This window comes from Sphingobium limneticum, from assembly GCF_008710155.1.
Lineage (GTDB): Bacteria > Pseudomonadota > Alphaproteobacteria > Sphingomonadales > Sphingomonadaceae > Sphingobium > Sphingobium limneticum.
On record NZ_VYPZ01000004.1, the window covers coordinates 1 to 22,516 of the forward strand.

The following is a 22,516-nucleotide window of genomic DNA, read 5'->3' on the forward strand; positions in this document are numbered from 1 at the left end:
GGCGCAGGCCGGGGTCCAGGTCTGCGCGCGGAATCTGGACCCCGGCCTGCGCCGGGGAACATGCATTGCCGCTAAGATAAGTTGTCCGATCATGCTTCCTCCCACGCCCTTGCTCGTCACCTCCATCGGTCCCGTGCTCGAAACATTGAGCATCGTGGGCACGTTCGTGTTCGCCGCGTCGGGTGCGCTGGCGGCGGCGCGGCTGCGGCAGACTTTGGTGACCTTCTCTTTCTTCGCACTGGTGACGGGCGTGGGCGGGGGCACGGTGCGCGACCTGCTGATCGGGGCGCCGGTCTTCTGGGTGGTGGATGCGGTGCCGGCGATCGCCTGCATGGGCGCGGCTTTGGTTGTGTGGTTCACGCCGCGCCGCTGGTGGAGCGACCGGGCGCTGGATTGGCTCGATGCGATTGGCCTCGCCGCCTTCGCCGTGTTCGGCGCGGCCAAGGCGATGAGTTTCGGCGTACCGCCCTTCGTCGCGGGGATGATGGGGGTCGTCACCGGCTGCGTCGGCGGCATCATGCGCGATTTGCTGGCGGGGGAGCCGTCCATCCTGTTGCGGCCGGAACTTTATGTGACGGCGGCGGCATTTGCGTCGGGGTTGTTCGTGGCGCTGCGCTGGGTCGGGCTGGACGTGCCGGTCGCGGGGGTCATCGCAGCGCTGCTGGGGTTCGGGCTGCGCGCGATGGCAATCTGGCGCGGGTTGGGGCTGCCAGTGTATCGGGGAGAGGGGGATTAGGGTTGAATTGGGTGGAAGCGGACGGATAGCTTCTTACCCCTCTCCCGTCTTCACGGGAGAGGGCAGCCGCTAAACGCCCGATCTTGCCTAATGCGCGTGATAGCCTAGAGCGCCGATAACGAATGAAAGGGACAATCATGGCCGCGCCAATTTCGACCGACGAGCGAAGCGAACATTTTGCTTTTTGCGTTCAGCTTTTCGGTGGCACCACCGCTTTTTCGCGGCGCCTTGGGATAGATGAGCGGGCCATCCGCCGCTTTATCAATGGGGAGCGCCCGATCAGCGATGGGCTTCTGGAAGATACGGCAAAGGCCTTGCGCCTGCTGATCGCCGAAGCGACCACGGCTGAGGCACAGATTGCCGCATCGTTGCGCGCGGGCTCACCCTTCATAGAGTGACGCAGCGCGCGTAACGCTGCCCCTCCGATGAACGTGAGGGCAGCGTCTGTTTCTAGTTTAGCGCCACAGGCCCGCCAGCATCGCCAGCATGCCGCGTTCTTCCGCAGCGCTCCGCGGTTTGGGTGCGCCATAGCCGCGACATTCGAGGCAATCGGCCCGCACGCCCGCGCCCATCACCAGCGCCTTGACGTCGGACACCGCCTGCATCGCCCAGCCGCGTTGCAGCCATGCCTGTCGCGCCAGCATGTCGCGGGGCGCGGTGGCGCTGCCCTGTTCGCGGTCGGCGAGCGACTGGACGAATTCGGCGAACTTGTCGGGCTGCTTCTCGATATAATAGGCTTTAGCCTTGGCCGGATCGAGCTTCGCGCGGCGGGCGGCTTCGGCGATGGCGTCTTCCAGACCGCCGAAGCGGTCGACCAGGCCGATCTGGCGGGCGGTGCCGCCGTCCCAGACGCGACCCTGCGCTATTGCGTCGATCGCTTCGGGCGATTTCTTGCGCGATTGGGCGACGAGGCCGACGAAGCGGCGGTATATATCCTCGACCCCCAATTGCATGATCTGGTCGAATTCCGGCGTGGTGCCGCCGGTGACGTCGGGCTGGCCGGACAGTGGCGTGGTGCGCACACCGTCGGTGGTGATGCCCATCTTCGCCAGCGTGCCCTCGAAACTGGGGATGATGCCGAAGACGCCGATCGAGCCGGTGATCGTGTCCGGCTCGGCGAAGATGACATCGCCCGGCGTCGATACCCAATAGCCGCCGCTGGCCGCGACATTGGCCATGGAGACGACCACGGGCAGTCCGGCGGACTTGGCTTGCAGGATGGCGCCGCGAATCTTCTCCGACGCCATGACCGACCCGCCCGGCGAATCGACGCGGACGACGAGAGCCTTGAGGCTCTTCTCGTCCAACGCGGTCAGCAGCAGGTCGGAAATCGTGTCACCAGCTGCCGTGCCGGGACCGGCTTCGCCATCGACGATGTCGCCCGCCACCGTCAGCACGCCGATCTGCCCGTCATTGGCGGGTTTGCGCGCTTTCACATAGGAAGCCAGGTCGATGGTGGCGAAATTGCCCGCCTTGTTGTTATCCGACGCTTCGCCGGCGATCTGCGCGACGCGCGCGCCGAAGGCGGACTGGTCGCCCAGCTTGTCGAGCAGGCCGGCGGCGAGCGCGGCTTTGGCGATGTCGCCATTGGTGGCGCGGGCGGCGGCGGCGGGATCAGCGGCATAGGCCGCGATCTTCGCCTTGGGCCGGGCCTTCGTCACGTCATCCTGCCAGCTTTGCCACAGGGCGCCTGCCAGCGCCTGATTGGCCTGCTTGGCTTCGGGCGATTGTTCGGTGCGGGTGAAGGGTTCGACGAAGCTCTTGTAGGTGCCGACGCGGTAGACATGGGTGTTGACGCCCAATTTGTCGATCAGCCCCTTATAATAGAGATTGGAGCCGCCCCGGCCGAGGATGGCGACGCCGCCCAGCGGGTCGCTCCACACTTCGCTGGCATGGGCGGCCAGTTGATAGCCGTCGTCGCTATACAGGGTGGCATAGGCCAGCACCGGCTTTTTCGCGGCGCGCACGGCGTCCAGCGCCTTGCCGACGCGGCTCATCGCCACCTGACCGCCGCCGACGAAACCGTCGAGGTTGAGGACCACGGCCTTGACCTTGGCATCGCTCTTTGCCGCGTCGAGTGCGGCGACGATGTCGGACAGGCGATATTCCTTCGCTTCCGAACCGGAGCCGCTGAGCAGGGCCATGGTGCTGGTTTCGGCGGGTTGCTCCACGATGCTGCCATCGAGGTCGAGCAGCAGCGCACCCGACGACACGGCCTTGCCCGGCTTGGGCGAGAAGGAGAGGGCGGCATAGAGCGCGCCGAAGAAGAGCAGCAGGAAGAGGAGGACGAGGCCGTCCTTGATCGCGACCAATATGCGCCAGGCGCCCTTCACAAATGCCAAGTTGCTGCTTCCTTTTCGTTGGTCCGTCCGTGGCTATCGCATCGGCGGATCGACTGCAATGTGGGCGTCGCGCGACCGCTCGCAAGGCTTGCGCGCATGATTTAGGGCGTTATGGGAAACGCATCATTCGCCGTTATCGTGCAGGAGACGCGCCCTATGCCCACTCTCGTCCTTATCCGCCATGGCCAGTCGACCTGGAATCTGGAAAACCGCTTCACCGGATGGTGGGACGTCGATGTGACCGAAAAGGGTGTCGAGGAAGCGCGCGCGGCCGGGCGCCTGCTGAAGGAAAAGGGGCTGGATTTCGACCAGTGCTATACGTCGGTCCAGAGTCGCGCGATCAAGACGCTGAATTTGGTGCTGGAAGAAATGGGCCGTCTGTGGCTGCCGGTCGAGAAGGACTGGCGCCTGAACGAGCGTCATTATGGCGGCCTGACGGGCCTCAACAAGGCGGAGACGGCGGCCAAGCATGGCGACGCGCAGGTCAAGATCTGGCGCCGCAGCTTCGACATTCCGCCGCCGGTGCTGGAAGCGGGCAGCGAATTCGATCTGGCGGCCGACCGCCGCTATGCCGGCATCCCCATCCCGTCGACCGAGTCCCTGAAGGACACCATCGCGCGCGTGCTGCCCTATTGGGAATCGACCATCGCGCCCGACCTGAAGGCCGGCAAGCGCGTCGTCATTTCCGCCCATGGCAATTCGCTGCGCGCGCTGGTGAAGCATCTGTCGAACATTCCCGACGATGAAATCACCGAACTGGAAATCCCGACCGGTCAGCCGATCGTCTATGAGTTGGCGGACGATCTGAGTGCGATCGAGCGCTATTATCTGTCGGAGCGCTAGAGACAGCGCCGTTCGGTTCGAGCAGTTTCGCGCTTGGTCGAGAAGCCTACGCTGAGAACATTGTTTCAGCCATGGTTCTCGACACGCTCGAACTGAACGGTGGATGTGCATTTATACGCAATGCGTGATTGCCCCCTGGCGGCCCGGCCGCTAAGGGGCTTGGCTTTCCGGGCGGGTGCCAAGGCCGCCCTGTCAGGGGAATAGGCTATGAGCGGGGCAGTGACAGTCGGCATCATCATGGGGTCGCGGTCCGATTGGGACACGATGCGCCATGCCGCCGAGACGCTCGAAGCGCTGGGCGTCGCCCATGAATGCAAGGTCGTGTCGGCCCATCGCACGCCGCAGCGCCTCTATGATTATGCCACCGGCGCGGTGGATCGCGGACTGAAAGTCATCATCGCCGGTGCCGGCGGCGCGGCGCATCTGCCGGGCATGGCGGCGTCCATGACCCGCCTGCCGGTGCTGGGCGTGCCGGTCGAATCCAAGGCGCTGAAGGGCATGGATTCGCTGCTGTCCATCGTCCAGATGCCGGGCGGTATTCCCGTCGCCACGCTGGCGATCGGCAAGCCCGGCGCGATCAATGCGGGCCTGCTGGCCGCCGCGATCCTGGCCACCAACGATCCTGAACTGGCCGACCGGTTGGACGCCTGGCGCAAGCGCCAGACCGATGCCGTCGCCGAAACCGTCGAAGACTGATAGAATTAGAGAGACATGACGACCATCGCGCCCGGTTCGACCATCGGTATTCTCGGCGGCGGCCAGCTTGGCCGGATGATCGCCATGGCGGCGGCGCAGCTGGGCTATCGCACCAGCATCTTCGCGCCGGAAGACAGCGGCCCGGCCGCCGACGTGTCGCCGCTCTGGACGCGGGGCGCCTATGAAGATGCGGTTGCGCTGGCCGCCTTTGCCGATGGCGTCGATGTCGTTACCTATGAATTCGAGAATATCGACCCGTCCGCTGTCGAGGTACTGGCCTCCCACGGGCTGGTGCGCCCGGGCGCACAGGCGCTGCGTGTGGCGCAGGATCGGCTGGCGGAGAAGCGTTTCGTCTGCGATCTGGGCGGCCTGACCGCGCCGTTCGCGCCGGTGGAAAGCCTGGACGATCTGGAAAGCGCGATCGAGCAGGTGGGCAGCCGCGCCATCCTGAAGACCAACCGCATGGGCTATGACGGCAAGGGGCAGGCGCGCCTGTCGGAGCCGGGCGACGCGGTGGGGGCGTGGAACGCCATCGGCCGGCAGAGCGCGATCCTGGAAGGGTTCGTGACGTTCGATCAGGAATTTTCCGTGATCCTGGTGCGCGGGGCTGACGGCGAAGTGCGCTTTTGGGATTCGGCGGCAAATGTGCATGTCGATGGCATATTGGCGACGTCGACCGTGCCGGCGGGGGCGCTGATCGAGGGGCAGGTGGGGCAGGCGCGCGCCATGGCCAAGCAGATCGCCGATGCGCTGGACTATGTCGGCGTGTTGACCTGCGAATTTTTCGCCAGTGCCGATGGGCCAGTGTTCAACGAAATGGCGCCGCGCGTGCATAATAGCGGCCACTGGACGATCGAGGGCGCGGTGACGAGCCAGTTCGAAAACCATGTCCGCGCCATTTGCGGCCTGCCGCTGGGCGACACGGCGCTGGCGGCGAGGGGCGTGGAGATGCGCAACCTGATCGGCGACGACGCGCATGAATGGCCGGCGATCTTGAGCGATCCGGCGAACCATCTGCATCTATATGGCAAGCATGAAGCGCGGCCCGGTCGCAAGATGGGGCATGTGACGCGGTTGAGCCTGTGAGTACTGCCTTTTCTGCACCTTTTGTCATTCCCGCCTTCGCGGAGATGACGAAGGGTTGGGAAGAATGAGCCGCGCCAAAATAACCCTGGTTCTTGCCCGCGCCGATAATGGCGTAATCGGCAAGGATGGTGACCTGCCCTGGCGCTTGCCGGCGGATTTGAAGCATTTCAAGGCGGTGACGCTGGGTCATCCGATGCTGATGGGGCGCAAGACGTTCGACAGCCTGCCGGGCTTGCTGCCCGATCGCCGCCATATCGTGCTGACCCGCGACCGGAACTGGCGCGCGGCAGGGGCGGAGGTGGCGCATGATGTCGATGCGGCGATCGCGCTGGCCGATGGGCCGACCATGATGGTGATCGGGGGGGCGGAGATATATCGGCTGTTTCTGAATCGCGCGGATCGGATCGAATTGACCGAGGTGCATATGGACGCGGAGGGGGATGCGAGCATCGCCTATCCCGATCCGGCGGACTGGCGGGAAAGCGCGCGGGTGGACCATCCGGCGGTGGATGGGCGACCGGCCTATAGTTTCGTGACGTTCGTGCGGCGATGACGATGGGGCTAGGGCATCGCATCCATTGCCACGCCCTGTCCGCCCCCCTATAGGCCGCGCCATGGAGCGGCTTTCTAGCAGCGCCCCGATCCCCGCGCATTTGCGTGGGAGCGTCATGGCGCTCGGTAATTTCGATGGCTTTCATGCCGGTCATCAGGCGGTGGTCGGACGCGCCATCGCGCGTGCGCGGGCCGAGGGACGGCCGGCGATCGTCGCGACCTTCGATCCGCATCCGATGCGGCTGTTCGAGCCCGATACGCCCAGTTTCCGTCTGACCACGCTGGACCAGCGGGAGGCGCTGTTCGCCCGCGCGGGGGCGGACGCGATGCTGGTGTTCGATTTTACCGCGGCATTGGCCGCGCTCGATCCCGCTGCCTATGTCCGGTTGCTGACCGATCAACTGGGCGTCAGCGCAGTGGTGACGGGTGAGGATTTCACCTTCGGCCGGGCGCGCAGCGGCACCATCGCCAGCTTTGCCGAACTGGGCCTGTCGGCCGAAGCGGTCGCGCCGGTGACGGACGCGGAGGGCGTGATTTCGTCCAGCCGTATCCGCACCGCCTTGCAAGAAGGCGATTGCGCCACCGCGACGCGGCTGCTCACCCGGCCTTTCGCGGTGAAGGGCATCGTCCAGCATGGCGACAAGCTGGGGCGGACGATCGGATTTCCAACGGCCAATATCGACATGGGCCCTTATTTGCGGCCCGCCTATGGCATTTATGCGGTGCGCGGGTTGCTGCCCGACGGGCGGGTGCTGGACGGCGCGGCCAATCTGGGCATCCGGCCCAGCTTCGATCCGCCCAAGGAATTGCTGGAGCCGCATTTCTTCGATTTTGCCGAAAGCCTGTATGAATTGGCGATCGAGGTGCAGCTGATCCACTATCTGCGGCCGGAGGCGAAATATGACGGGCTGGATCCGTTGATCGCACAGATTGCGGTGGACTGTGCCGACGCGCGGCAAATCCTTGCGGGAACGCCCCGGCTCGCTTAAGGCACGGCCCTGATTGATCCAACATCCGTTCGGTTCGAGCTTGTCGAGAACTGATCTTGAAGCCCCGTTCTCGACGGACGCTTCTCGGCTTCGCTCGAAGCTGCTCGAACCGAACGGATCTAGTATAAGCGCGCCCATGACCGACCAGCCCGATTACAAGTCCACCGTCTTCCTGCCCGTCACCGACTTTCCGATGAAGGCGGGCCTTGCGCAGAAGGAACCGGCGATCGCCGCGAAGTGGGCCGCGATGGACCTCTACGGCAAGCTGCGCGAAAAGCGCGCCGGGCGCGAACGCTTCATCCTGCATGACGGCCCGCCCTATGCCAATGGCGACATCCATATGGGCCATGCGATGAACAAGGTCTTGAAGGACATCATCGTCCGCAGCCAGTCGCTGCTGGGCAAGGATGCGCCTTATGTGCCCGGCTGGGATTGCCACGGCCTGCCGATCGAATGGAAGATCGAAGAGGAATATCGCAAGAAGAAGCTGAACAAGGATGAGGTGCCCGCCGCCGAATTCCGCGCCCAGTGCCGCGCCTATGCCGATAAATGGGTGGACGTGCAGAAGGAGCAGTTCAAGCGTCTGGGCGTGATGGGCGATTGGGCCGATCCGTACCTGACCATGAAGTTCGATGCCGAAGCGACGATCGTGGGCGAATTGCTGAAGTTCGCGGAAAGCGGCCAGCTCTATCGCGGCGCCAAGCCAGTGATGTGGTCCCCGGTGGAAAAGACCGCGCTGGCCGAAGCCGAGGTCGAATATGAGGATGTGACGTCGACGCAGATCGACGTGGCGTTCGAGATCGTCGAAGCGCCGAACGCGCCCGAACTGGTCGGCGCGCATGCGGTAATCTGGACCACGACGCCCTGGACGATCCCTGTTAACCAGGCGATCGCTTATGGGGAGGGCATCGAATATTTGCTCGTGACTGATGGGCAACGCAATTATGTTATTGCCGCGCTTTTGTTCACCGCATTTGCAACCCGGTTTGAAGTGGCGGCTGAAGCTGGCCTCAAATTGTGGCAGGTCACTAGTGCCAATGGCGATCCTGTAGTGATTGGTGGCACTGATCTGGCCGGCGCCATCGCCCGTCATCCGATGCACGCGCTGGGCGGCTTCTTTGCCAAGCCGCGTCCACTGCTGCCGGCCGATCATGTTACCACCGATGCGGGTACCGGCCTCGTCCATATGGCGCCCGACCATGGCGAGGAGGATTTCATCGCCTGCAAGAAGCTGGGCATCGACCCGGTCTTTGCCGTGAACGATGCGGGCTTCTATCGCGACGATTGGGACTGGCTGCCGGGGCAGGGCAGCGTAATCAACACCAAGTTCAACGGCGCCGAAGGCCCGATCTGCACCGACCTGCGCGCAGTCGGCGCGTTGCTGTCGGCCAGCGACTTCCGCCACAGCTATCCGCATAGCTGGCGGTCGAAGGCGCGGATCATCTATCGCTGCACCCCGCAATGGTTCATCCCGATGGACAAGCCGCAGGAAGGCGGCGTCGCGGACGTCGATGGCGGCGTGATGCCGACTGCTGTTGTCAGCGGCAATGGCCCCACGCTGCGCGAAATCGCTGTCGATGCGATCGAACATACCCGCTGGGTGCCGGAGCGCTCGACCAACCGCATTCGCTCGATGGTGGAAGGGCGCCCGGACTGGGTCATCAGCCGCCAGCGCGCCTGGGGCGTGCCGATCGCCCTCTATGTCCATCGCAAGAGCGGCCAATATCTGGTCGATCCGGCGGTCAATGCCCGCATCATCGACGCGTTCAAGGGCGCGGGTGCGGACGCATGGTTCGGCGCCGATCATCAGGCGCTGCTCGGCCCCGATTATGATCTCAACGACTATGAGGTCGTGAACGACATTCTGGACGTATGGTTCGACAGCGGCTCGACGCACAGCTTCGTGGTCGAAGGGCGTTATGGCGAGGGGACGCGCGCCGACCTCTATATCGAGGGGTCGGATCAGCATCGCGGCTGGTTCCAGTCCTCGCTGCTGGAAAGCTGCGGCACCCGCGGTCAGGCGCCCTATAAGGCGGTGCTGACCCATGGCTTCGCGCTGGACGGCACGGGCAAGAAAATGTCCAAGAGCCTCGGCAATGTCGTCGATCCGCTCAAGATCATGGCGGAGAGCGGCGCGGACATCTTGCGCGTCTGGGTCGCAAGCACCGACTATTTCGACGACGTGCGCATCGGCAAGGAAGTGCTGGCCGGTTCGTCCGACGCCTATCGCAAATTGCGTAATACGTTCCGCTACATGCTGGGCGCTCTTTCCGACTATGATGAGGAAAGCGAAGCGGTCAGCTATGCCGACATGCCGGAGCTGGAGCGCTATATGCTCCATCGTCTGGCGCAGCTGGACGCAGAGCTGCGCGCCGTCGTGGACAAGGCGACGAAGAGCGAGAATTGGCTGGAGTTCAGCCGCTATACCCGCGCGATCTTCGATTTCGCCAATAGCGACCTTAGCGCCTTCTTCTTCGATATTCGCAAGGATTGCCTCTATTGCGATGCGAAGTCGGACCCCAAGCGGCGGGCCTATCGCACGCTGCTGGACACGCTGTTCCATGCGCTGGTGCGCTATGTGGCGCCGATCATCCCCTTCACGGCGGAAGAAGTGTGGCAGAGCCGCTTCCCCAATGAGGAAGAGAGCGTCCATTTCCTGGAATGGCCGGAGATCGACACGCACTGGATCAACGGCGGTCTGGACGACAAATGGACGGAGCTGCGCAACCAGCGCGAGCAGGTAAACGAGGCGATCGAGCCGCTGCGCCGTGAGAAGATCGTGCGGTCCAGCCTGGACGCGGACGTCACCATGGGCGAATTGCTGCCGGTGGGCGACGTCGATTTTGCCGAAGTGGCGATCGTAGCGCGCGTGACCATGGGCGAAGGCGACGGCATCGTCGTGACGCCGAGCGAATGGCATAAATGCGGTCGCTGCTGGCGCAAGCTGCCCGAAGTGACCGAGGACGGTACGCTGTGCGACCGGTGTGACGAGGTGTTGAAGGCATGAGTGCCGTCAATCATCGTCCGCTGGGCCTGACCGTCGCGATCGTGACGCTGGCGCTGGATCAGTTGGTCAAATATAGCGTGACCTATCCACTGGCTCTGCAAAGCCGGTTGGAGGGCATTGATATATTGCCTTTCTTCCGTTTGCGCTGGCTGGAAAATCGCGGCGTTTCCATGGGCTTCTTTCACGCAGACACGGACGTGATGCGCTGGGCGCTGGTGGGCATGACCATCCTGATCGCCGGGTTCGTGGGCGTGTGGATGTGGCGTGAAAAGGCGCGGCAGGATGTCGCGGCGCTCGGCCTGGTGCTGGGTGGGGCGATCGGCAATATCGTGGACCGGATGCGGCTGGGCTATGTCGTCGATTATGCGGACCTGCATTTCGGCGAGTGGCGGCCTTTCCTGATTTTCAACCTGGCGGACGCCGCTATCACCATCGGCGTGTTGATCCTGCTTGCGCGGGCGTTGCTGCTGCGCGACAAGGGCGCAAAGACGGAGACTTTGAAGTAATGCGTAAACTGATCCTCGCCGCTGGTCTGGTATCCACCCTGTCCGCATGCGGCGGCGGCGGCGGGCTGTTCAATCGCCAGCGCCCCGACGAATTCGCCGTCTCGCGCCAGGCTCCGCTGGTGATCCCGCCCGACTTCGCGCTGGTGCCGCCGGCGCCGGGTACGCCGGCCGCCGCATCGGTCGATTCGAGCAAGGCCGCGATGGACGCCATGTTCGGCGGCCCCGCCGCGCGTAGCGCGAGCGAAAGCGCCACGCTGAACGCGGCCGGCCGTGGCAATGCCGCCGCCGGCATCCGTTCGTCGGCTGGCGATCCGGGCACCGAAGTGGTGGACAAGGGCGCCACCACCCGCGACATCATCGCCGCGCCGGAAGGCGACGGTCAGGATGCGCGCGCCGCGACGCCGCAGCAGTAATCATAGCGGCCGATAACTGATCTGTGCCTTGCCCGTCGCACGGACGGGCAGGTGCAGACCCTGACCATAGGCATGGATCTGGCCGATGTCGAACCGGTCGGCATGGGCGTGGATGACGAAGTCGCCTTCCCGTTTCTCGGCGATCGCGCGGCCGATCTTGCCTTTCAGTTCCTCTATATCCCTGGCGAAATTCTGGCCCAGCGCGCTGGCGATCAGGTTGGAGAAGCCGGGACTTTGCCCGATCGCCAACAATATCTCGCCGCTCAGCCCATCGCTATTGCCGGTGATGACCGGATCGACGAAGCCCACGCGGGCGGAGTTGGCCGCATTGACCGGGCGCGCCGCCAGCCAGATGCGGCCATGAACCTCCTTCTGTGAATCGACGGGCCGCGCGGCGATATCGACGCCCACGGCAATGCGTCCACCGGTCCCCCCATAACAGGTCACATTGGAAAAGCGCGCCGACACCGGGCCGATCCCCGGCAGGGCGAAGGGCCGAGACGCGCGTTTCGACAAGGCGCGCTGAATGACGGGTTGCAACTGACGATAATCGGCCGTCACCGGCAGGTAGAAGGACAGGCGGTTGCGCGCCGGCGCCTGCTCGAGCGGGGGCAGGGCCGTCGGCTTGGGCGCGGCCGGGCGATCGCCGACGAAAGTTTCCGTAATCGCTTCCATGCCCAGATCCAGCCGGATGGTGCGGCCGCGCATCGTATAGCCATTGTAGAAGATCTTCTGCGGGCTGACGCGCATCCAGACCGGCGGGTTCTCCTTGTTCAGCGCCAGCGTGGCGAAGGCCTGACGCCATAGTTTTTCCGCCTCGCCGCGCAGGTTCATCTTGCTCAGTTCGCGTGGGAGGTCGCGTTCCAGCTTGGCGACGATGGGGCGCAACTTCTGATCGGCTTCGTCGGTGAAGCGGATGCGCTGGCCCAGGAAATCGATGCCCGGCGGCGTGGTCCAGTCATAATGGAGCCGCACCCGTCCCTTGGGCGTCCAGTCGCGCGCCAGATCGACGGTGATGCGGGCCTGTACCATGGCCGATCCGGTGGCGGTTTCCCCTTTCAGCACGCCGCCCACGTCGCGCGCGCTGATGCTGGCATGGATGGGGAGGTCGGCGATAATATCCCGCCCTTCGCCGCGCAGGCTGACCGCGCCGCGCGTGACGGTGCCGACGATGGTGCAGCCGATGGGCGGCGTGACCTTCACCGCGCTGCCGAATATCCTGACCTTTTGCGGGGCGACGCAGCGCGGCTCGCGGCGGTTGATGGTCCACAATATGCGCGGCACCGCCTGCTCGATCGCTTCGCGCAGGGCGCTGGCGTCGGCATCGACCGGCACCGCGATCAGAGATTTTTCCTGCGGCGCCGGCACCGGATCGGTTGCGCGGGGCGGCGCGACGTCAGCGGGTTTTTGCTGGCATGCGGCGCAGAGAATGAGCGTAAGAAGGACAGGCGTGGTTTTATGCAAAGCCCGCAATGTCGCCTGATGATGCGCCGCCAACCGCTCCCTCCGCTCCTAATGGTCCGTGCCGTTCAACCTGATGACGGCACGGTTGATCCATTACGCTTGCGAAGGGAATTTGGTTCCTGAACGGTGCCAAGGCCCCGTCAGGCCCGCGCTTACGTGCCGACACTGTTGTGACGAAGCGCGGTCAGGACCGTGTCGACGATGGCGTCGGCGTCCAGCCGGGCATCGGCATATTGTTTTTCGGGCTTGTCCTGATCCTGGAAAATGTCGGGCAGGCGCATGGTGCGCAGCTTCAGGCCGTTGTCGATCAGGCCGAGGTCGCTGGCCAGCGTCAGCACATGAGCGCCAAGGCCGCCGATCGCGCCTTCCTCGATCGTGACGGCGACGTCGTGGCTGGTCAGCAGCTTGCGGATCAACGCTTCGTCCAGCGGCTTGGCGAAGCGCAGGTCGGCGACGGTGGTGGTAAGGCCCTTGGCCTCCAGCACTTCGGCGGCCTTGAGCGCTTCTTCAAGGCGGGTGCCGAGCGAGAGGATGGCGACCTGACGCCCTTCGCGCAACGTGCGGCCCTTGCCGATCGGTAGCGCTTCGGGGACGGTCGGCATGTCGACGCCGGTGCCGTTGCCGCGCGGGTAGCGCACGGCGATCGGGCCGCTGTCATGCACGGCGCAGGTGTGGACCATATGGACCAGTTCCGCTTCGTCCGCCGCCGCCATCACCACCATGTTAGGCAGGGTGGCGAGATAGGTTACGTCGAAGCTGCCGGCATGGGTGGACCCATCGGCGCCGACCAGGCCGGCGCGATCGATGGCGAAGCGGACGGGCAGATTCTGGATCGCGACATCATGCACGACCTGATCATAGGCGCGTTGCAGGAAGGTCGAGTAGATGGCGCAGAAGGGACGCATCCCCTCCGCCGCTAGGCCGGCCGCGAAGGTGACGGCATGCTGTTCCGCGATGCCGACGTCGAAGGTGCGGTCCGGGAAGGCGAGTTCGAACTTGTCGAGGCCGGTGCCCGACGGCATGGCGGCCGTGATGGCGCATACCTTGGGGTCGCGCTGCGCCTCTGCGATCAGCGCCTGGGCGAAGACATTGGTGTAGCTGGGCGGTCCGGGCGGGGCCTTTGCCTGCGTACCGGTGATGACGTCGAATTTCTGGACGCCATGATATTTGTCGGCGGCCGCTTCGGCCGGACCATAGCCCTTGCCCTTTTGCGTGACGACATGGACGAGGCACGGCCCTTCGGCGGCATCGCGGACATTTTCGAGGACCGGGATCAATTGGTCCAGATTATGACCGTCGACCGGGCCGACATAATAGAAGCCCAGTTCCTCGAACAGGGTGCCGCCCATGGCCATGCCGCGCGCGAATTCGTCCGTCTTGCGGGCGGCATTGTGGAGCGGGCGGGGCAGTTTGCGGGCGAGGCGCTTTGCAAGGTCGCGCAGGCCGAGAAATTCGCGGCTGGAGACGAGGCGGGCGAGATAGGCGGACAGGCCACCAACCGGCGGCGCGATCGACATGTCATTGTCGTTCAGGATCACGACCAGGCGATTGCCGGCCGCGCGGGCATTGTTCATCGCCTCATAGGCCATGCCCGCCGACATGGCACCGTCACCTATGACGGCGATGCCCTTGCCCGGACGATCCTGCATCTTGTTGGCGACGGCAAAGCCCAGCGCCGCACTGATGGAGGTGGAGCTGTGCGCCGCGCCGAACGGGTCGTACTCGCTCTCGGCCCGCTTGGTGAAGCCGGACAGGCCGCCACCCATGCGCAGCGTGCGGATGCGGTCGCGCCGCCCGGTCAATATCTTGTGCGGATAGCATTGATGGCCGACGTCCCACACCAGCTTGTCCTGCGGCGTGTCGAACACATAATGGATGGCCGTGGTCAGTTCGACCACGCCCAGACCCGAACCCAGATGGCCGCCGGTCACGCCGACGGCGGCGATCACTTCCTGCCGCAGCTCGTCCGCCAGCTGGCGCAGCTGTTCGGGCTTCAGGGTGCGCAGGTCCGACGGCCATATGACCTGGTCGAGGAGCGGGGTTTGCGGGCGATCATTCATGAAAGACATAGACTCCCGAGGCCCTAGCGCCGTTCCGGATCAAAGCAAAGGCCGCTAGGCCGTTCGATGGGTAGGGGCAATGCCCCATCAGGCTGCGCATTTCGCGCAAAGGCCCAGAATTTCTATCACCGGCCGTTCGGGATTGAAGCCTTCATGCTTCGCGACGGCCCGCACCTGGTTCGTCACCTTGTCGTCATCGACATGGGTGGCCTGCTTGCAGTTGCGGCACACCAGGAAGATGCAGTCATGATGACAGCCCGGATGCGCGTTGGCGATATAGGCGTTGGCGCTTTCGACACGCATGGCGATGTTGTTGGTCACGAACAGGTCGAGGATGCGGTACACGCTGTTGGGCGCGACCCGCTTGCCGCGCGCCTTCGACACGGTATCGGCGATGTCATAGGCCGATGCCGGGCGTTCCTCAGCCGCGAGCGCGTCGAAGATGGCGGCGCGCATCGGCGTCCATTGCTCATCCTGCGCCTCCAATGTGGTGCGGGCGGCGTCGGCGAGGTTGGTGCCGGTCGGTTCGTGATGATGATGATGGTGGTCGGCCATGGCGTCAATCTAGGCTGGAGGGCGCCCAGGAGCAAGGGCAGGGGCGAAGGCGGCGCGCAAAGGCTCAGCGCTGGGCGAAGGTCCAGGCGGCCCAGAGCCAGCCTGCGATCATCAGCGTGCCGCCGATCGGGGTGATAGCGCCCAGCCATTTGGGACCGCCCAGTGCCATGACATAGAGGCTGATCGCGAAGATGGCGGCGCCGGCGAGCAGCAAGGCCGCCGCGCCGCGCGTGACGCCGGTGATCGCCAACGCCGTAACGGCATGGATCAGCTGATAAAGGCCGCCGGTGCGCAGCCATTCGGCCGCTTTGGGATCGGCGACGCCATGGGCGCCAAATGCGCCGGCGCCGATGGCCAGCGCCGCCGACAGGCAAGCCAGTATCGCGATCATGCTTCTTCTCCATCCCCTCTGCTGAGCAGGCGCATGCCCTTGCCCGGCCGATACATCAAGTCCTTGGCCGCGAGCAGATTGCCATGTTCGGTCTGGAGCGCGAGCCGTTGGGCATCATTGGCGCGATATTGACGCTCGACCTCCTCGACCTCTCCGTCGGGGACGCCCAGCGCCTGCATCGCCTGCACGCCCATGCAGATGGCCGATTCATAGACTTCGCGGACGGTGCCGGCGAGGTTCATGTCGTGCAATTCCAGCAATTGCCGCCGGTCGAAGACGCGGACCATGAGCGCCGCCTGTGGGAAGGCCTCCGCGATCGGCTGGAGCGCGCGCGAATCGAGGGCGGGATCGTCGATGCAGAAGGCGATCAGGCGGGCCTCTTCGGCGCCGGCGCGGTGGAGCAGGTCCATGCGGGTGCCGTCGCCATAATAGACCTTCATGTCGAAGCGGCTCGACACCTCGATCTGGGCAGGCTTCTTGTCGATCAGGGTGACGCTGAAGCCATGGCCCATCAACATCTGCGCCACGGTCTGACCGAAACGGCCATAGCCCACGATGATGGCGGAGCCGCGCGGGGCATCCTCCGGCCCCGGTAGGTCGTCATGATCCTTGGGCTTGGCGAATTCGAAGCGGCGGGCGAACAGCATCAGGAAAGGCGTCGTCGCCATGGAGAAGGTGACGATGGCGCTGAACAGGCTGGCGGCCTGCGGCGCGATCAGCAGGGCGTTCTGCGCCTGGGCGAAAAGGACGAAGCCGAATTCGCCGCCCTGGCTGAGCAGCAGGCCCGCGCCAAGCGCCTGTTGCCAGGCCATGCCGAACAGGCGGGCAAGGCCTGTGATGATCGCCGCCTTGGTCGCGACGAGGATCGCGGCCATGGACAGGACGAACAGGGGATTGGCGGCGACCGTACGCAGGTCCAGCACCATGCCCACGGCCAGGAAGAAGAGGCCGAGCAGGATCGAGCGGAAAGGCTCGACGTCGGCTTCGATCTCATGCCGGTAGGGCGAATCGGCGAGCATGACGCCCGCAACGAAGGCGCCGAGCGCGGTCGAGAGGTGCAGGCTGTGCATCAGCGCGGCGGCGGCCAGCACGGTGAAGAGGCCGACGGCGACGAACAATTCACGCTCGCCCATGCGGCCGACGAGGCCGAGCAGTGGGCGTAGGATGAAGCGGCCGGCCAGGACGAGGCCGGCGATGGCGGCGACGGTATAGGCGGCCATCATCCATCCGGGCGGGCCGCCGGCATCGGCGGGATTGCGCGAAAGAGCGGCGACGATGGTGATGAGCGGGACGATCGAGAGATCCTGGAACAACAGGATCGAAAAGACCTTCTCACCAAAGGGCGAGTTGATGCGGCCGCTGGATTTGAGGCCCGGCAACACCTGCGCGGTGGAGGAGAGGGCCAGTGGCAGGCCGAGCGCGATCGCCGCGCCCCAGCTGAAGCCGGTCGAATAGAAGATGACGGCGGTCAGGACGCAGCCGCACAGCACCACCTGCGCCAGGCCGAGCGCGAAAATGTCGCGCTTCAGGCGCCAGAGGCGCGAAGGGTGGAGTTCCAGGCCGACGAGGAACAGCAGCAGGACGATGCCGATTTCGGCGATGGCGAGCTTCGATTCCGCGCCGCCGACAAGGCCAAGGCCCTGCGGCCCGACCAGCGCGCCGGCGACGAGATAGCCAAGGACCGCGCCCAGGCCGAAACGGCGGAAGAGCATGACGAAGAGGACGGCGGCGCCAAGCAGGATGACGCCTTCGGAGAGCAGCACGTCGGTGGCGCTGATGGGAGCATGGGCCTCCATCAGGCGTCTGCCTGCCGGGCGGCGTCGGCAATGGCTTCGAAGCCGAGGCGGATCGAGGCGTGACGGGCGGGATAGCCGCGCGCCGGGGCCAGCACGGCAAGGCCGGGCCAGAAGTCGAGATCTTCGCTCGTCCCCGCCAGATAGGCGGCGAGCTTGTCGCGGGCGTCGGCCAGTTCGTCTGCTGTCAGGCCGATCGCATGGCCGGCCATCAGGGCCGCCGATGCTTGTCCGAGCGCGCAGGCCTTTACGTCCAGCCCCATGTCGGACAGGCGGCCGCCTGTCATCTGCACATCCGCCGTCACCCGCGATCCGCAGGTGGGGGATCGCTTCTCCACGCTGGCCTGCGGGTCGGGCAGACGCTGGTGATGCGGGATGCTGGCCGCGAGCCGCAATATGTCCTTGTTATAGAGGGGGGCGTTCATGCCGACCATGTAGGGCAGGATGGAGGCGGGGTGAAGGCGGCGAATGACGATGTGAGAAAATAGACGGCATCGGTCCACTTTCTGGCCTGTAATAGCGCGGACCGATATAGGCGTTCCCCGGCGAAGGCCGGGGTCCAGCGCAGGGACCTGGAACTGGACCCCGGCCTTCGCCGGGGAACGCACCGTCGGTTCGGGCGGGGCATTATCCTTTTGCGATTAGCAGCCGAGCCATTGTCTCAACCTGCCACCCGGCCTATCGCCCACCCCATGAAGATATTGGTCGATGCCGATGCCTGCCCCGTGAAGGAGGAGATCTACAAGGTCGCCTGGCGGCATGAAATTCCTGTGACGATCGTGAGCAACAGCCCGATCCGCATTCCCGCGCACCCGCTGCTGGACCGGGTGGTGGTGAGCGACGGCTTCGATGCGGCGGACGATTGGATCGCCGAGCGGGCGGATGGCGGGTCGGTGTGCATCACTGCCGATATCTTGCTGGCGGACCGGTGCCTGAAGGCCGGCGCGGTGGTGATCGCGCCCAATGGCAAGCCGTTCACCCTGAGTTCGATCGGCGCGGCGGTGGCGACGCGGGCGATCATGGCGGACCTGCGCGCAGGGGCCGTGGGTGATCCGATCGGCGGGCCGCCGCCATTCGGCAAGGTCGATCGATCGCGCTTTCTTCAGGCGCTGGACGAGGCGCTGGTGCGTCTGAAGCGGGGGCGGTGATGGCCGAATATGATGCAATAATTCTTGGCGCAGGCGCCGCCGGGATGATGTGCGCAGCGACCGCCGGGCAGCGGGGCAAGCGCGTGCTGCTGGTCGATCATGCCGAAGCGGTGGGCAAGAAGATCCTGATTTCCGGTGGTGGGCGGTGCAATTTCACCAATGTCCACACCGCTGCCGATCGTTACCTTTCGGCCAATCCGCATTTCGCCAAGTCGGCGCTGGGACGCTACACGGCCCAGGATTTCATCGGGCTGGTCGATCGCTATGGCATCGCCTGGCATGAAAAGACGCTGGGGCAGCTATTTTGCGACGGGTCGGCAAAGCAGATCGTCGCGATGCTTTCGGAGGAATGCACCAAGGGCGACGTGACGCTGGCCTTGGGGCAGGCGGTTGCCGATGTCGACCATGGCGATGGCCTCTATCGGGTGACGATCGGCGGCACGGTGCATCGCGCGCCGGCGATGGTGCTGGCGACCGGCGGGCCGTCCATCCCCAAGATGGGGGCGACCGGCTTTGCCTATGATGTGGCGCGGCATTTCGGCCTCTCCATCGTGCAGCCCCGCCCGGCGCTGGTGCCCTTCACTTTGGGGCCGGAGGAGCAGTTGTTCCAGTCGCTCTCGGGCGTGTCGGCCGATGTCGAGGTGCGGTGGAACAAGACGCGCTTTCGCGAGGCGGCCTTGTTCACGCATCGCGGGCTGTCCGGGCCGGCGATGTTACAGATATCTTCCTATTGGCTGCATCGCACGGCCATTCAGGTGAATTTCCTGCCGGATCGGGCGGCGGACTGGTTGCTGGCCGAAAAGGCGGAGCGGCCGCGCACTAGTCTGCGTCGGGTGCTGGCGCAGGCGCTGACCGAGCGGTTGGCCGATGCGCTGCTGGAGCGGATCGAGGTGCAGGGGGAAATGGGTGCGCTGACCGACAAGGCGCTGCGGCAGGTGGGGACGCGGCTCAGCGATTGGGCGTTCGCGCCGTCGGGTACGGAAGGCTATGCCAAGGCCGAGGTGACGGTGGGCGGGATCGCCACCGCCGGCCTTTCGTCGCGCACGATGGAGGCGGCCAAGGTGCCGGGGCTCTATGCGATCGGCGAGGCGGTGGACGTCACCGGATGGCTGGGCGGCTATAATTTCCAATGGGCCTGGGCCAGTGGCGTAGCGGCCGGGCAGGCGGTTTGAAATTCAGCCCATGCGGGCCTGCAAAGCGAGCTTTTCTGCGCTCCGTGCTCACGTACTTGAAGTACGCTGCGCTCCGGTGCTCAAAAATCACGCTTTTAGCTAACGCTGGCCGTCGGCTCGGCTCCACCTGAACTGAATTTCAAAACCGCCCGGCCTTTGTTGTTTACCGCCCCGTCATGGCCCGTGCGTTGGCCAGGAAGGTGCGGCCGATGCGGATTTCGCCGCCGTCGGTGAGGGCCGCGAACCACACGCCGCTGCCGTCGTGGCGCAGGCGGGCGATATGGTCGCGGCGCACGATATGGCTGCGGTGCAGGCGGACGAATTGCTGCGGGTCCAGCCGTTCCTCCAGGCTGCTAATCGTCTGGTGCAGCAGATAGCTGTGGGCGCCGACATGCAGGCGCATATAGTCGCGTTCCGCTTCGATCCGGTCGATCTGGTCGGTGGCGATGCGGATCAGTTCGGACCGGTGCGGCACCCAGAATTCCTCCGCCCATTCAGGGCTGGGTTCGCTGGTGATGGCGGGCGCGTCGCTGTTGGACTGGTTGCGCAGCGCGGCTTCGACCCGGTCGACCGCGCGGGTCAGCCGGTCGTGGGCGACGGGCTTTAACATATAGTCGACGGCGGCCAGGTCGAACGCCTCGACCGCGAACCCCTCGAACGCGGTGACGAAGATGACGGCGGGGCGGATGCCCATGCGGCCGACGGCGCGGGCGACGCCGATCCCGTCGAGCAAGGGCATGGCGATATCGAGCAGCACGAGGTCGGGCTTCAACCCCTCTATCAGGCGGAGCGCGGCTTCGCCATCGGTGGCGGTGCCGACCAGCGCGATGCGTGGTTCGCGGGCGCAGAGCATCTGGAGCCGTTCGACGGCGAGCGGTTCGTCATCGACGATCATGGTGCGTATAGACATGCGCGTCAGCAACCCCGGCGGATGATGGGCAAGGTGAGTAGGACGGAGAAACCGTCCCCTTCGCGCGGACCATAAACGATGCGGCCCTGATCGCCAAAGCGGGCGGTCAGCCGGTCGCGCACATTGACCAGGCCGATGCCGCTGCCGGCGTCCGCGTCGCTGGGCGGATTGTCGCCATCGTCGGTCACGGCGATGTGGATGAGGTCGCCATCCTCCCGCGCGGTGATGGTGATGGTCACGGGACTAGAGGTGCGGGATACCCCATATTTGATCGCATTTTCGACCAGGGGCTGCAGGATGAGGCCGGGGACGCAGGCATTCATCAGCGCGGGTGGAATGTCGATCACCGTGCTCAGCCGGTCGGGGAAACGGACCGCCTCGATGTCCAGATAGAGTTTCTGGAGATGGACTTCCTCCTCCAGCGGGACGTCGTCGAGCGGGTCGCCGGTCAGGCTGGTGCGGTAGAAGTTGGAGAGCGACATGATCATCTGCTCGGCATCGTCCGGCTTATTGCGCATGACCAGGGTGGAAAGCGAGTTCAACGTGTTGAACAGGAAATGCGGGTTCACCTGATAGCGCAGGGATCGCAGCTCGGCCTGCTGCGCGGCGCGTTCCAGCCGGGCGGCGCGGCGTTCGGTGCGGTGCGCTTCGCTGGCGTAGGAGAGGGCGAGATAGAGGCCGGCCCAGGCGGCGAGGAAGAAATAGCGCGTCATCGCATCTTCGACGATGGAGATCAGCACATAGCCTTCCTCGATCGCCTTCTTCTTCATTTCCGCGTCGGGAAAGAGGCTGATCGGATCATAGACGTTGAAGATATAATAGTTGGCCGCCGCCATGGCGAGCGCGAAGGGCGCGGCGAGCGAGAAGGCGGCGACGAAGCGGACCGCCAGCGGCTTATAGTCGAACCGGCGCAGCGCCAGATAGAGGATCCAGGTGACGATGATGCCGATCACCGCCACGACCATGCGGCGGGCCGCCATTTCCCACTGCGCGTCGAAGCCGACGACGATGGCGCGCAGGGTCACGATGATGGTGTAGAAGAACCAGAAGCCCAGAATCGAATAGAGCGCGATCGACGGCGCAACGCCGCGATCGTCTTCGGGAAGATCAGTCATGATGCCTGTCTACGCCGGGGGGCGGCGAAAGTCTTTAGGCGCCCGTGTTGCTGGTCGAACTGGCGGCGGTGTTGGTCGAAGGGGCGGCGGGCGGAACCGCGCTGCCGGGCCGTCCGTTGATCCTGCGAAACCAGAGGAGAGAGACGATGACGGACAAGCAGAAGGATGTGCGTCCGAACAGCCGCGAAGAGGCGGGCGACGAGCGGGCAAGCGACGCGCAGGACCATGTGCTGCACCCCGATGAGAAGCGCGACGAGAGTCTGAAGGATTCGATGGACGCGTCCGACCCGCCATCGACCGCCAAGCCCGGTGACAAGGGCGATCCGGTGCCGTCTTCGGGCTTCAGCGCGGGCGAGGACCGATAGCTCCCTCCGAAACGATATGCTATCCTGACAGGCGGAAGAGCGACAAAGCGCCGCCCCCTTTTTTTGAGAGGAGTATGCCATCCATGCCGACATCCACCACCCCCGCCATCGAACGTATCGCCCGTGTGCTGGCCGGTCGTCAGTTGAGCCTGAACGGGGGCGGGCATGATCTGCATGCGGCCGGCGCGGTGGACGCCGCCTGGCCGGACCATGTGGACGATGCCTATGCCATTCTCCATACGTTGCGGGAACCGGACGCGCAGATGGCGCAGGCCGGCGATGTGGCCGTGTGGCGCGCGATGATCGGCGCCGTACTGGAGCGGCGGGCGGGCGCCTGAACCCGACGGGGTGGCTGGTCTTGGCTGCCCCTAAC

23 protein-coding genes are annotated in these 22,516 nt (G+C 65.1%); 14 read left to right on the forward strand and 9 right to left on the reverse strand.

The genetic code is table 11. The features are described 5' to 3' along the window. Nucleotides 1-91 precede the first annotated feature (91 nt). Together F4U94_RS06265 and F4U94_RS06270 are read left to right on the forward strand one after the other, a co-directional pair. Nucleotides 92-736 carry a trimeric intracellular cation channel family protein gene (locus F4U94_RS06265; protein ID WP_120250427.1) on the forward strand — a complete coding sequence of 215 codons (645 nt, stop codon included), beginning with the start codon at nt 92-94 and terminating at the stop codon, nt 734-736. A 137-nt stretch (nt 737-873) separates the two neighbouring features. Further along, nucleotides 874-1,134 carry a helix-turn-helix domain-containing protein gene (locus F4U94_RS06270; protein WP_120250426.1) on the forward strand — a complete coding sequence of 87 codons (261 nt, stop codon included), beginning with the start codon at nt 874-876 and terminating at the stop codon, nt 1,132-1,134. Between the two features lie 57 nt (nt 1,135-1,191). Here the strand turns inward: F4U94_RS06270 and sppA are convergent, their stop codons facing one another. Further along, entirely contained in the window at nt 1,192-3,078 is a 1,887-nt protein-coding gene (gene sppA / locus F4U94_RS06275) for a signal peptide peptidase SppA (RefSeq protein WP_120250425.1), read from the reverse strand. Nucleotides 3,079-3,234: 156 nt separating this feature from the next. Between sppA and gpmA the strand changes: the two genes are divergently transcribed. The 8 genes from gpmA (at nt 3,235) to F4U94_RS06315 (ending at nt 11,170) form a co-directional block, all read left to right on the forward strand. Continuing rightward, complete coding sequence (gene gpmA, locus F4U94_RS06280; RefSeq protein WP_120250424.1) at nt 3,235-3,921, forward strand: 2,3-diphosphoglycerate-dependent phosphoglycerate mutase; 687 nt, start codon at nt 3,235-3,237, stop codon at nt 3,919-3,921. A 207-nt stretch (nt 3,922-4,128) separates the two neighbouring features. Next, nucleotides 4,129-4,617, forward strand: a complete 489-nt coding sequence (purE, locus tag F4U94_RS06285) for a 5-(carboxyamino)imidazole ribonucleotide mutase (RefSeq protein WP_120250423.1) — start codon at nt 4,129-4,131, stop codon at nt 4,615-4,617. 15 nt (nt 4,618-4,632) lie between these two features. Further along, entirely contained in the window at nt 4,633-5,703 is a 1,071-nt protein-coding gene (locus F4U94_RS06290; RefSeq protein WP_120250422.1) for a 5-(carboxyamino)imidazole ribonucleotide synthase, read from the forward strand. Between the two features lie 64 nt (nt 5,704-5,767). Next, nucleotides 5,768-6,256, forward strand: a complete 489-nt coding sequence (locus F4U94_RS06295) for a dihydrofolate reductase (protein ID WP_120250421.1) — start codon at nt 5,768-5,770, stop codon at nt 6,254-6,256. Nucleotides 6,257-6,317: 61 nt separating this feature from the next. Beyond that, nucleotides 6,318-7,244, forward strand: a complete 927-nt coding sequence (locus F4U94_RS06300) for a bifunctional riboflavin kinase/FAD synthetase (protein ID WP_120250420.1) — start codon at nt 6,318-6,320, stop codon at nt 7,242-7,244. 136 nt (nt 7,245-7,380) lie between these two features. Beyond that, the gene (ileS, locus tag F4U94_RS06305; RefSeq protein ID WP_120250419.1) at nt 7,381-10,251 is read left to right on the forward strand and encodes an isoleucine--tRNA ligase; all 2,871 of its coding nucleotides are present in this window, start codon (nt 7,381-7,383) and stop codon (nt 10,249-10,251) included. Then, nucleotides 10,248-10,757: a signal peptidase II gene (gene lspA / locus F4U94_RS06310; RefSeq protein ID WP_120250418.1), complete on the forward strand. Its 510-nt coding sequence runs from the start codon at nt 10,248-10,250 to the stop codon at nt 10,755-10,757. Before ileS ends, lspA begins: the two co-directional genes overlap by 4 nt. After that, nucleotides 10,757-11,170 (forward strand): DUF3035 domain-containing protein, encoded by a 414-nt coding sequence (locus tag F4U94_RS06315; RefSeq protein ID WP_120250417.1) that lies wholly within the window; start codon nt 10,757-10,759, stop codon nt 11,168-11,170. Before lspA ends, F4U94_RS06315 begins: the two co-directional genes overlap by 1 nt. On the opposite strand, the gene F4U94_RS06320 is transcribed toward F4U94_RS06315, so the two are convergent. The 6 genes from F4U94_RS06320 to F4U94_RS06345 form a co-directional block, all read right to left on the reverse strand. Beyond that, nucleotides 11,171-12,667, reverse strand: a complete 1,497-nt coding sequence (locus F4U94_RS06320) for a DUF4403 family protein (RefSeq protein WP_232015998.1) — start codon at nt 12,665-12,667, stop codon at nt 11,171-11,173. A gap of 119 nt (nt 12,668-12,786) precedes the next feature. Next, complete coding sequence (gene dxs, locus F4U94_RS06325) at nt 12,787-14,703, reverse strand: 1-deoxy-D-xylulose-5-phosphate synthase (protein ID WP_197716442.1); 1,917 nt, start codon at nt 14,701-14,703, stop codon at nt 12,787-12,789. 78 nt (nt 14,704-14,781) lie between these two features. After that, entirely contained in the window at nt 14,782-15,249 is a 468-nt protein-coding gene (locus F4U94_RS06330; RefSeq protein ID WP_120250415.1) for a Fur family transcriptional regulator, read from the reverse strand. 64 nt (nt 15,250-15,313) lie between these two features. Beyond that, on the reverse strand, nt 15,314-15,640 hold the full coding sequence (locus F4U94_RS06335; RefSeq protein WP_120250414.1) for a DUF423 domain-containing protein: 327 nt from the start codon (nt 15,638-15,640) through the stop codon (nt 15,314-15,316). Next, complete coding sequence (locus F4U94_RS06340) at nt 15,637-17,436, reverse strand: cation:proton antiporter domain-containing protein (RefSeq protein ID WP_120250413.1); 1,800 nt, start codon at nt 17,434-17,436, stop codon at nt 15,637-15,639. The genes F4U94_RS06335 and F4U94_RS06340 overlap by 4 nt, the downstream gene beginning before the upstream one ends. Next, nucleotides 17,436-17,858, reverse strand: coding sequence for an iron-sulfur cluster assembly scaffold protein (locus tag F4U94_RS06345; RefSeq protein ID WP_120252092.1), 423 nt, complete (start codon nt 17,856-17,858; stop codon nt 17,436-17,438). The genes F4U94_RS06340 and F4U94_RS06345 overlap by 1 nt, the downstream gene beginning before the upstream one ends. Before the next feature lie 267 nt (nt 17,859-18,125). Here F4U94_RS06345 and F4U94_RS06350 point away from each other — a divergent pair, with 267 nt between their 5' ends. Together F4U94_RS06350 and F4U94_RS06355 are read left to right on the forward strand one after the other, a co-directional pair. Beyond that, complete coding sequence (locus F4U94_RS06350) at nt 18,126-18,581, forward strand: YaiI/YqxD family protein (protein ID WP_120250412.1); 456 nt, start codon at nt 18,126-18,128, stop codon at nt 18,579-18,581. Next, nucleotides 18,581-19,753: a BaiN/RdsA family NAD(P)/FAD-dependent oxidoreductase gene (locus F4U94_RS06355; RefSeq protein WP_120250411.1), complete on the forward strand. Its 1,173-nt coding sequence runs from the start codon at nt 18,581-18,583 to the stop codon at nt 19,751-19,753. Before F4U94_RS06350 ends, F4U94_RS06355 begins: the two co-directional genes overlap by 1 nt. Before the next feature lie 163 nt (nt 19,754-19,916). On the opposite strand, the gene F4U94_RS06360 is transcribed toward F4U94_RS06355, so the two are convergent. Together F4U94_RS06360 and F4U94_RS06365 are read right to left on the reverse strand one after the other, a co-directional pair. Continuing rightward, a complete protein-coding gene (locus F4U94_RS06360) occupies nt 19,917-20,663 on the reverse strand; it encodes a LytR/AlgR family response regulator transcription factor (RefSeq protein WP_120252091.1) in 747 nt (248 codons plus the stop codon). 5 nt (nt 20,664-20,668) lie between these two features. Next, complete coding sequence (locus tag F4U94_RS06365; RefSeq protein ID WP_120250410.1) at nt 20,669-21,778, reverse strand: sensor histidine kinase; 1,110 nt, start codon at nt 21,776-21,778, stop codon at nt 20,669-20,671. A 44-nt stretch (nt 21,779-21,822) separates the two neighbouring features. On the opposite strand from F4U94_RS06365, the gene F4U94_RS06370 reads away from it, so the two are divergent. Then, nucleotides 21,823-22,143, forward strand: coding sequence for a hypothetical protein (locus F4U94_RS06370; protein ID WP_232015992.1), 321 nt, complete (start codon nt 21,823-21,825; stop codon nt 22,141-22,143). Nucleotides 22,144-22,226: 83 nt separating this feature from the next. Further along, nucleotides 22,227-22,481: a hypothetical protein gene (locus tag F4U94_RS06375; RefSeq protein WP_120250409.1), complete on the forward strand. Its 255-nt coding sequence runs from the start codon at nt 22,227-22,229 to the stop codon at nt 22,479-22,481. The last annotated feature ends 35 nt before the right edge of the window (nt 22,482-22,516 follow it).

What these genes read in the sequence shown, in the direction of transcription:
- F4U94_RS06265 (WP_120250427.1), top strand. Translation starts at nt 92, where the DNA reads ATGCTTCCTCCCACGCCCTTGCTCGTCACCTCCATCGGTCCCGTGCTC.
- F4U94_RS06270 (WP_120250426.1), top strand. Translation starts at nt 874, where the DNA reads ATGGCCGCGCCAATTTCGACCGACGAGCGAAGCGAACATTTTGCTTTT.
- gpmA (WP_120250424.1), top strand. Translation starts at nt 3,235, where the DNA reads ATGCCCACTCTCGTCCTTATCCGCCATGGCCAGTCGACCTGGAATCTG.
- purE (WP_120250423.1), top strand. Translation starts at nt 4,129, where the DNA reads ATGAGCGGGGCAGTGACAGTCGGCATCATCATGGGGTCGCGGTCCGAT.
- F4U94_RS06290 (WP_120250422.1), top strand. Translation starts at nt 4,633, where the DNA reads ATGACGACCATCGCGCCCGGTTCGACCATCGGTATTCTCGGCGGCGGC.
- F4U94_RS06295 (WP_120250421.1), top strand. Translation starts at nt 5,768, where the DNA reads ATGAGCCGCGCCAAAATAACCCTGGTTCTTGCCCGCGCCGATAATGGC.
- F4U94_RS06300 (WP_120250420.1), top strand. Translation starts at nt 6,318, where the DNA reads ATGGAGCGGCTTTCTAGCAGCGCCCCGATCCCCGCGCATTTGCGTGGG.
- ileS (WP_120250419.1), top strand. Translation starts at nt 7,381, where the DNA reads ATGACCGACCAGCCCGATTACAAGTCCACCGTCTTCCTGCCCGTCACC.
- lspA (WP_120250418.1), top strand. Translation starts at nt 10,248, where the DNA reads ATGAGTGCCGTCAATCATCGTCCGCTGGGCCTGACCGTCGCGATCGTG.
- F4U94_RS06315 (WP_120250417.1), top strand. Translation starts at nt 10,757, where the DNA reads ATGCGTAAACTGATCCTCGCCGCTGGTCTGGTATCCACCCTGTCCGCA.
- dxs (WP_197716442.1), bottom strand. Translation starts at nt 14,703, where the DNA reads ATGTCTTTCATGAATGATCGCCCGCAAACCCCGCTCCTCGACCAGGTC.
- F4U94_RS06330 (WP_120250415.1), bottom strand. Translation starts at nt 15,249, where the DNA reads ATGGCCGACCACCATCATCATCATCACGAACCGACCGGCACCAACCTC.
- F4U94_RS06335 (WP_120250414.1), bottom strand. Translation starts at nt 15,640, where the DNA reads ATGATCGCGATACTGGCTTGCCTGTCGGCGGCGCTGGCCATCGGCGCC.
- F4U94_RS06340 (WP_120250413.1), bottom strand. Translation starts at nt 17,436, where the DNA reads ATGGAGGCCCATGCTCCCATCAGCGCCACCGACGTGCTGCTCTCCGAA.
- F4U94_RS06345 (WP_120252092.1), bottom strand. Translation starts at nt 17,858, where the DNA reads ATGAACGCCCCCCTCTATAACAAGGACATATTGCGGCTCGCGGCCAGC.
- F4U94_RS06350 (WP_120250412.1), top strand. Translation starts at nt 18,126, where the DNA reads ATGAAGATATTGGTCGATGCCGATGCCTGCCCCGTGAAGGAGGAGATC.
- F4U94_RS06355 (WP_120250411.1), top strand. Translation starts at nt 18,581, where the DNA reads ATGGCCGAATATGATGCAATAATTCTTGGCGCAGGCGCCGCCGGGATG.
- F4U94_RS06360 (WP_120252091.1), bottom strand. Translation starts at nt 20,663, where the DNA reads ATGTCTATACGCACCATGATCGTCGATGACGAACCGCTCGCCGTCGAA.
- F4U94_RS06365 (WP_120250410.1), bottom strand. Translation starts at nt 21,778, where the DNA reads ATGACTGATCTTCCCGAAGACGATCGCGGCGTTGCGCCGTCGATCGCG.
- F4U94_RS06375 (WP_120250409.1), top strand. Translation starts at nt 22,227, where the DNA reads ATGCCGACATCCACCACCCCCGCCATCGAACGTATCGCCCGTGTGCTG.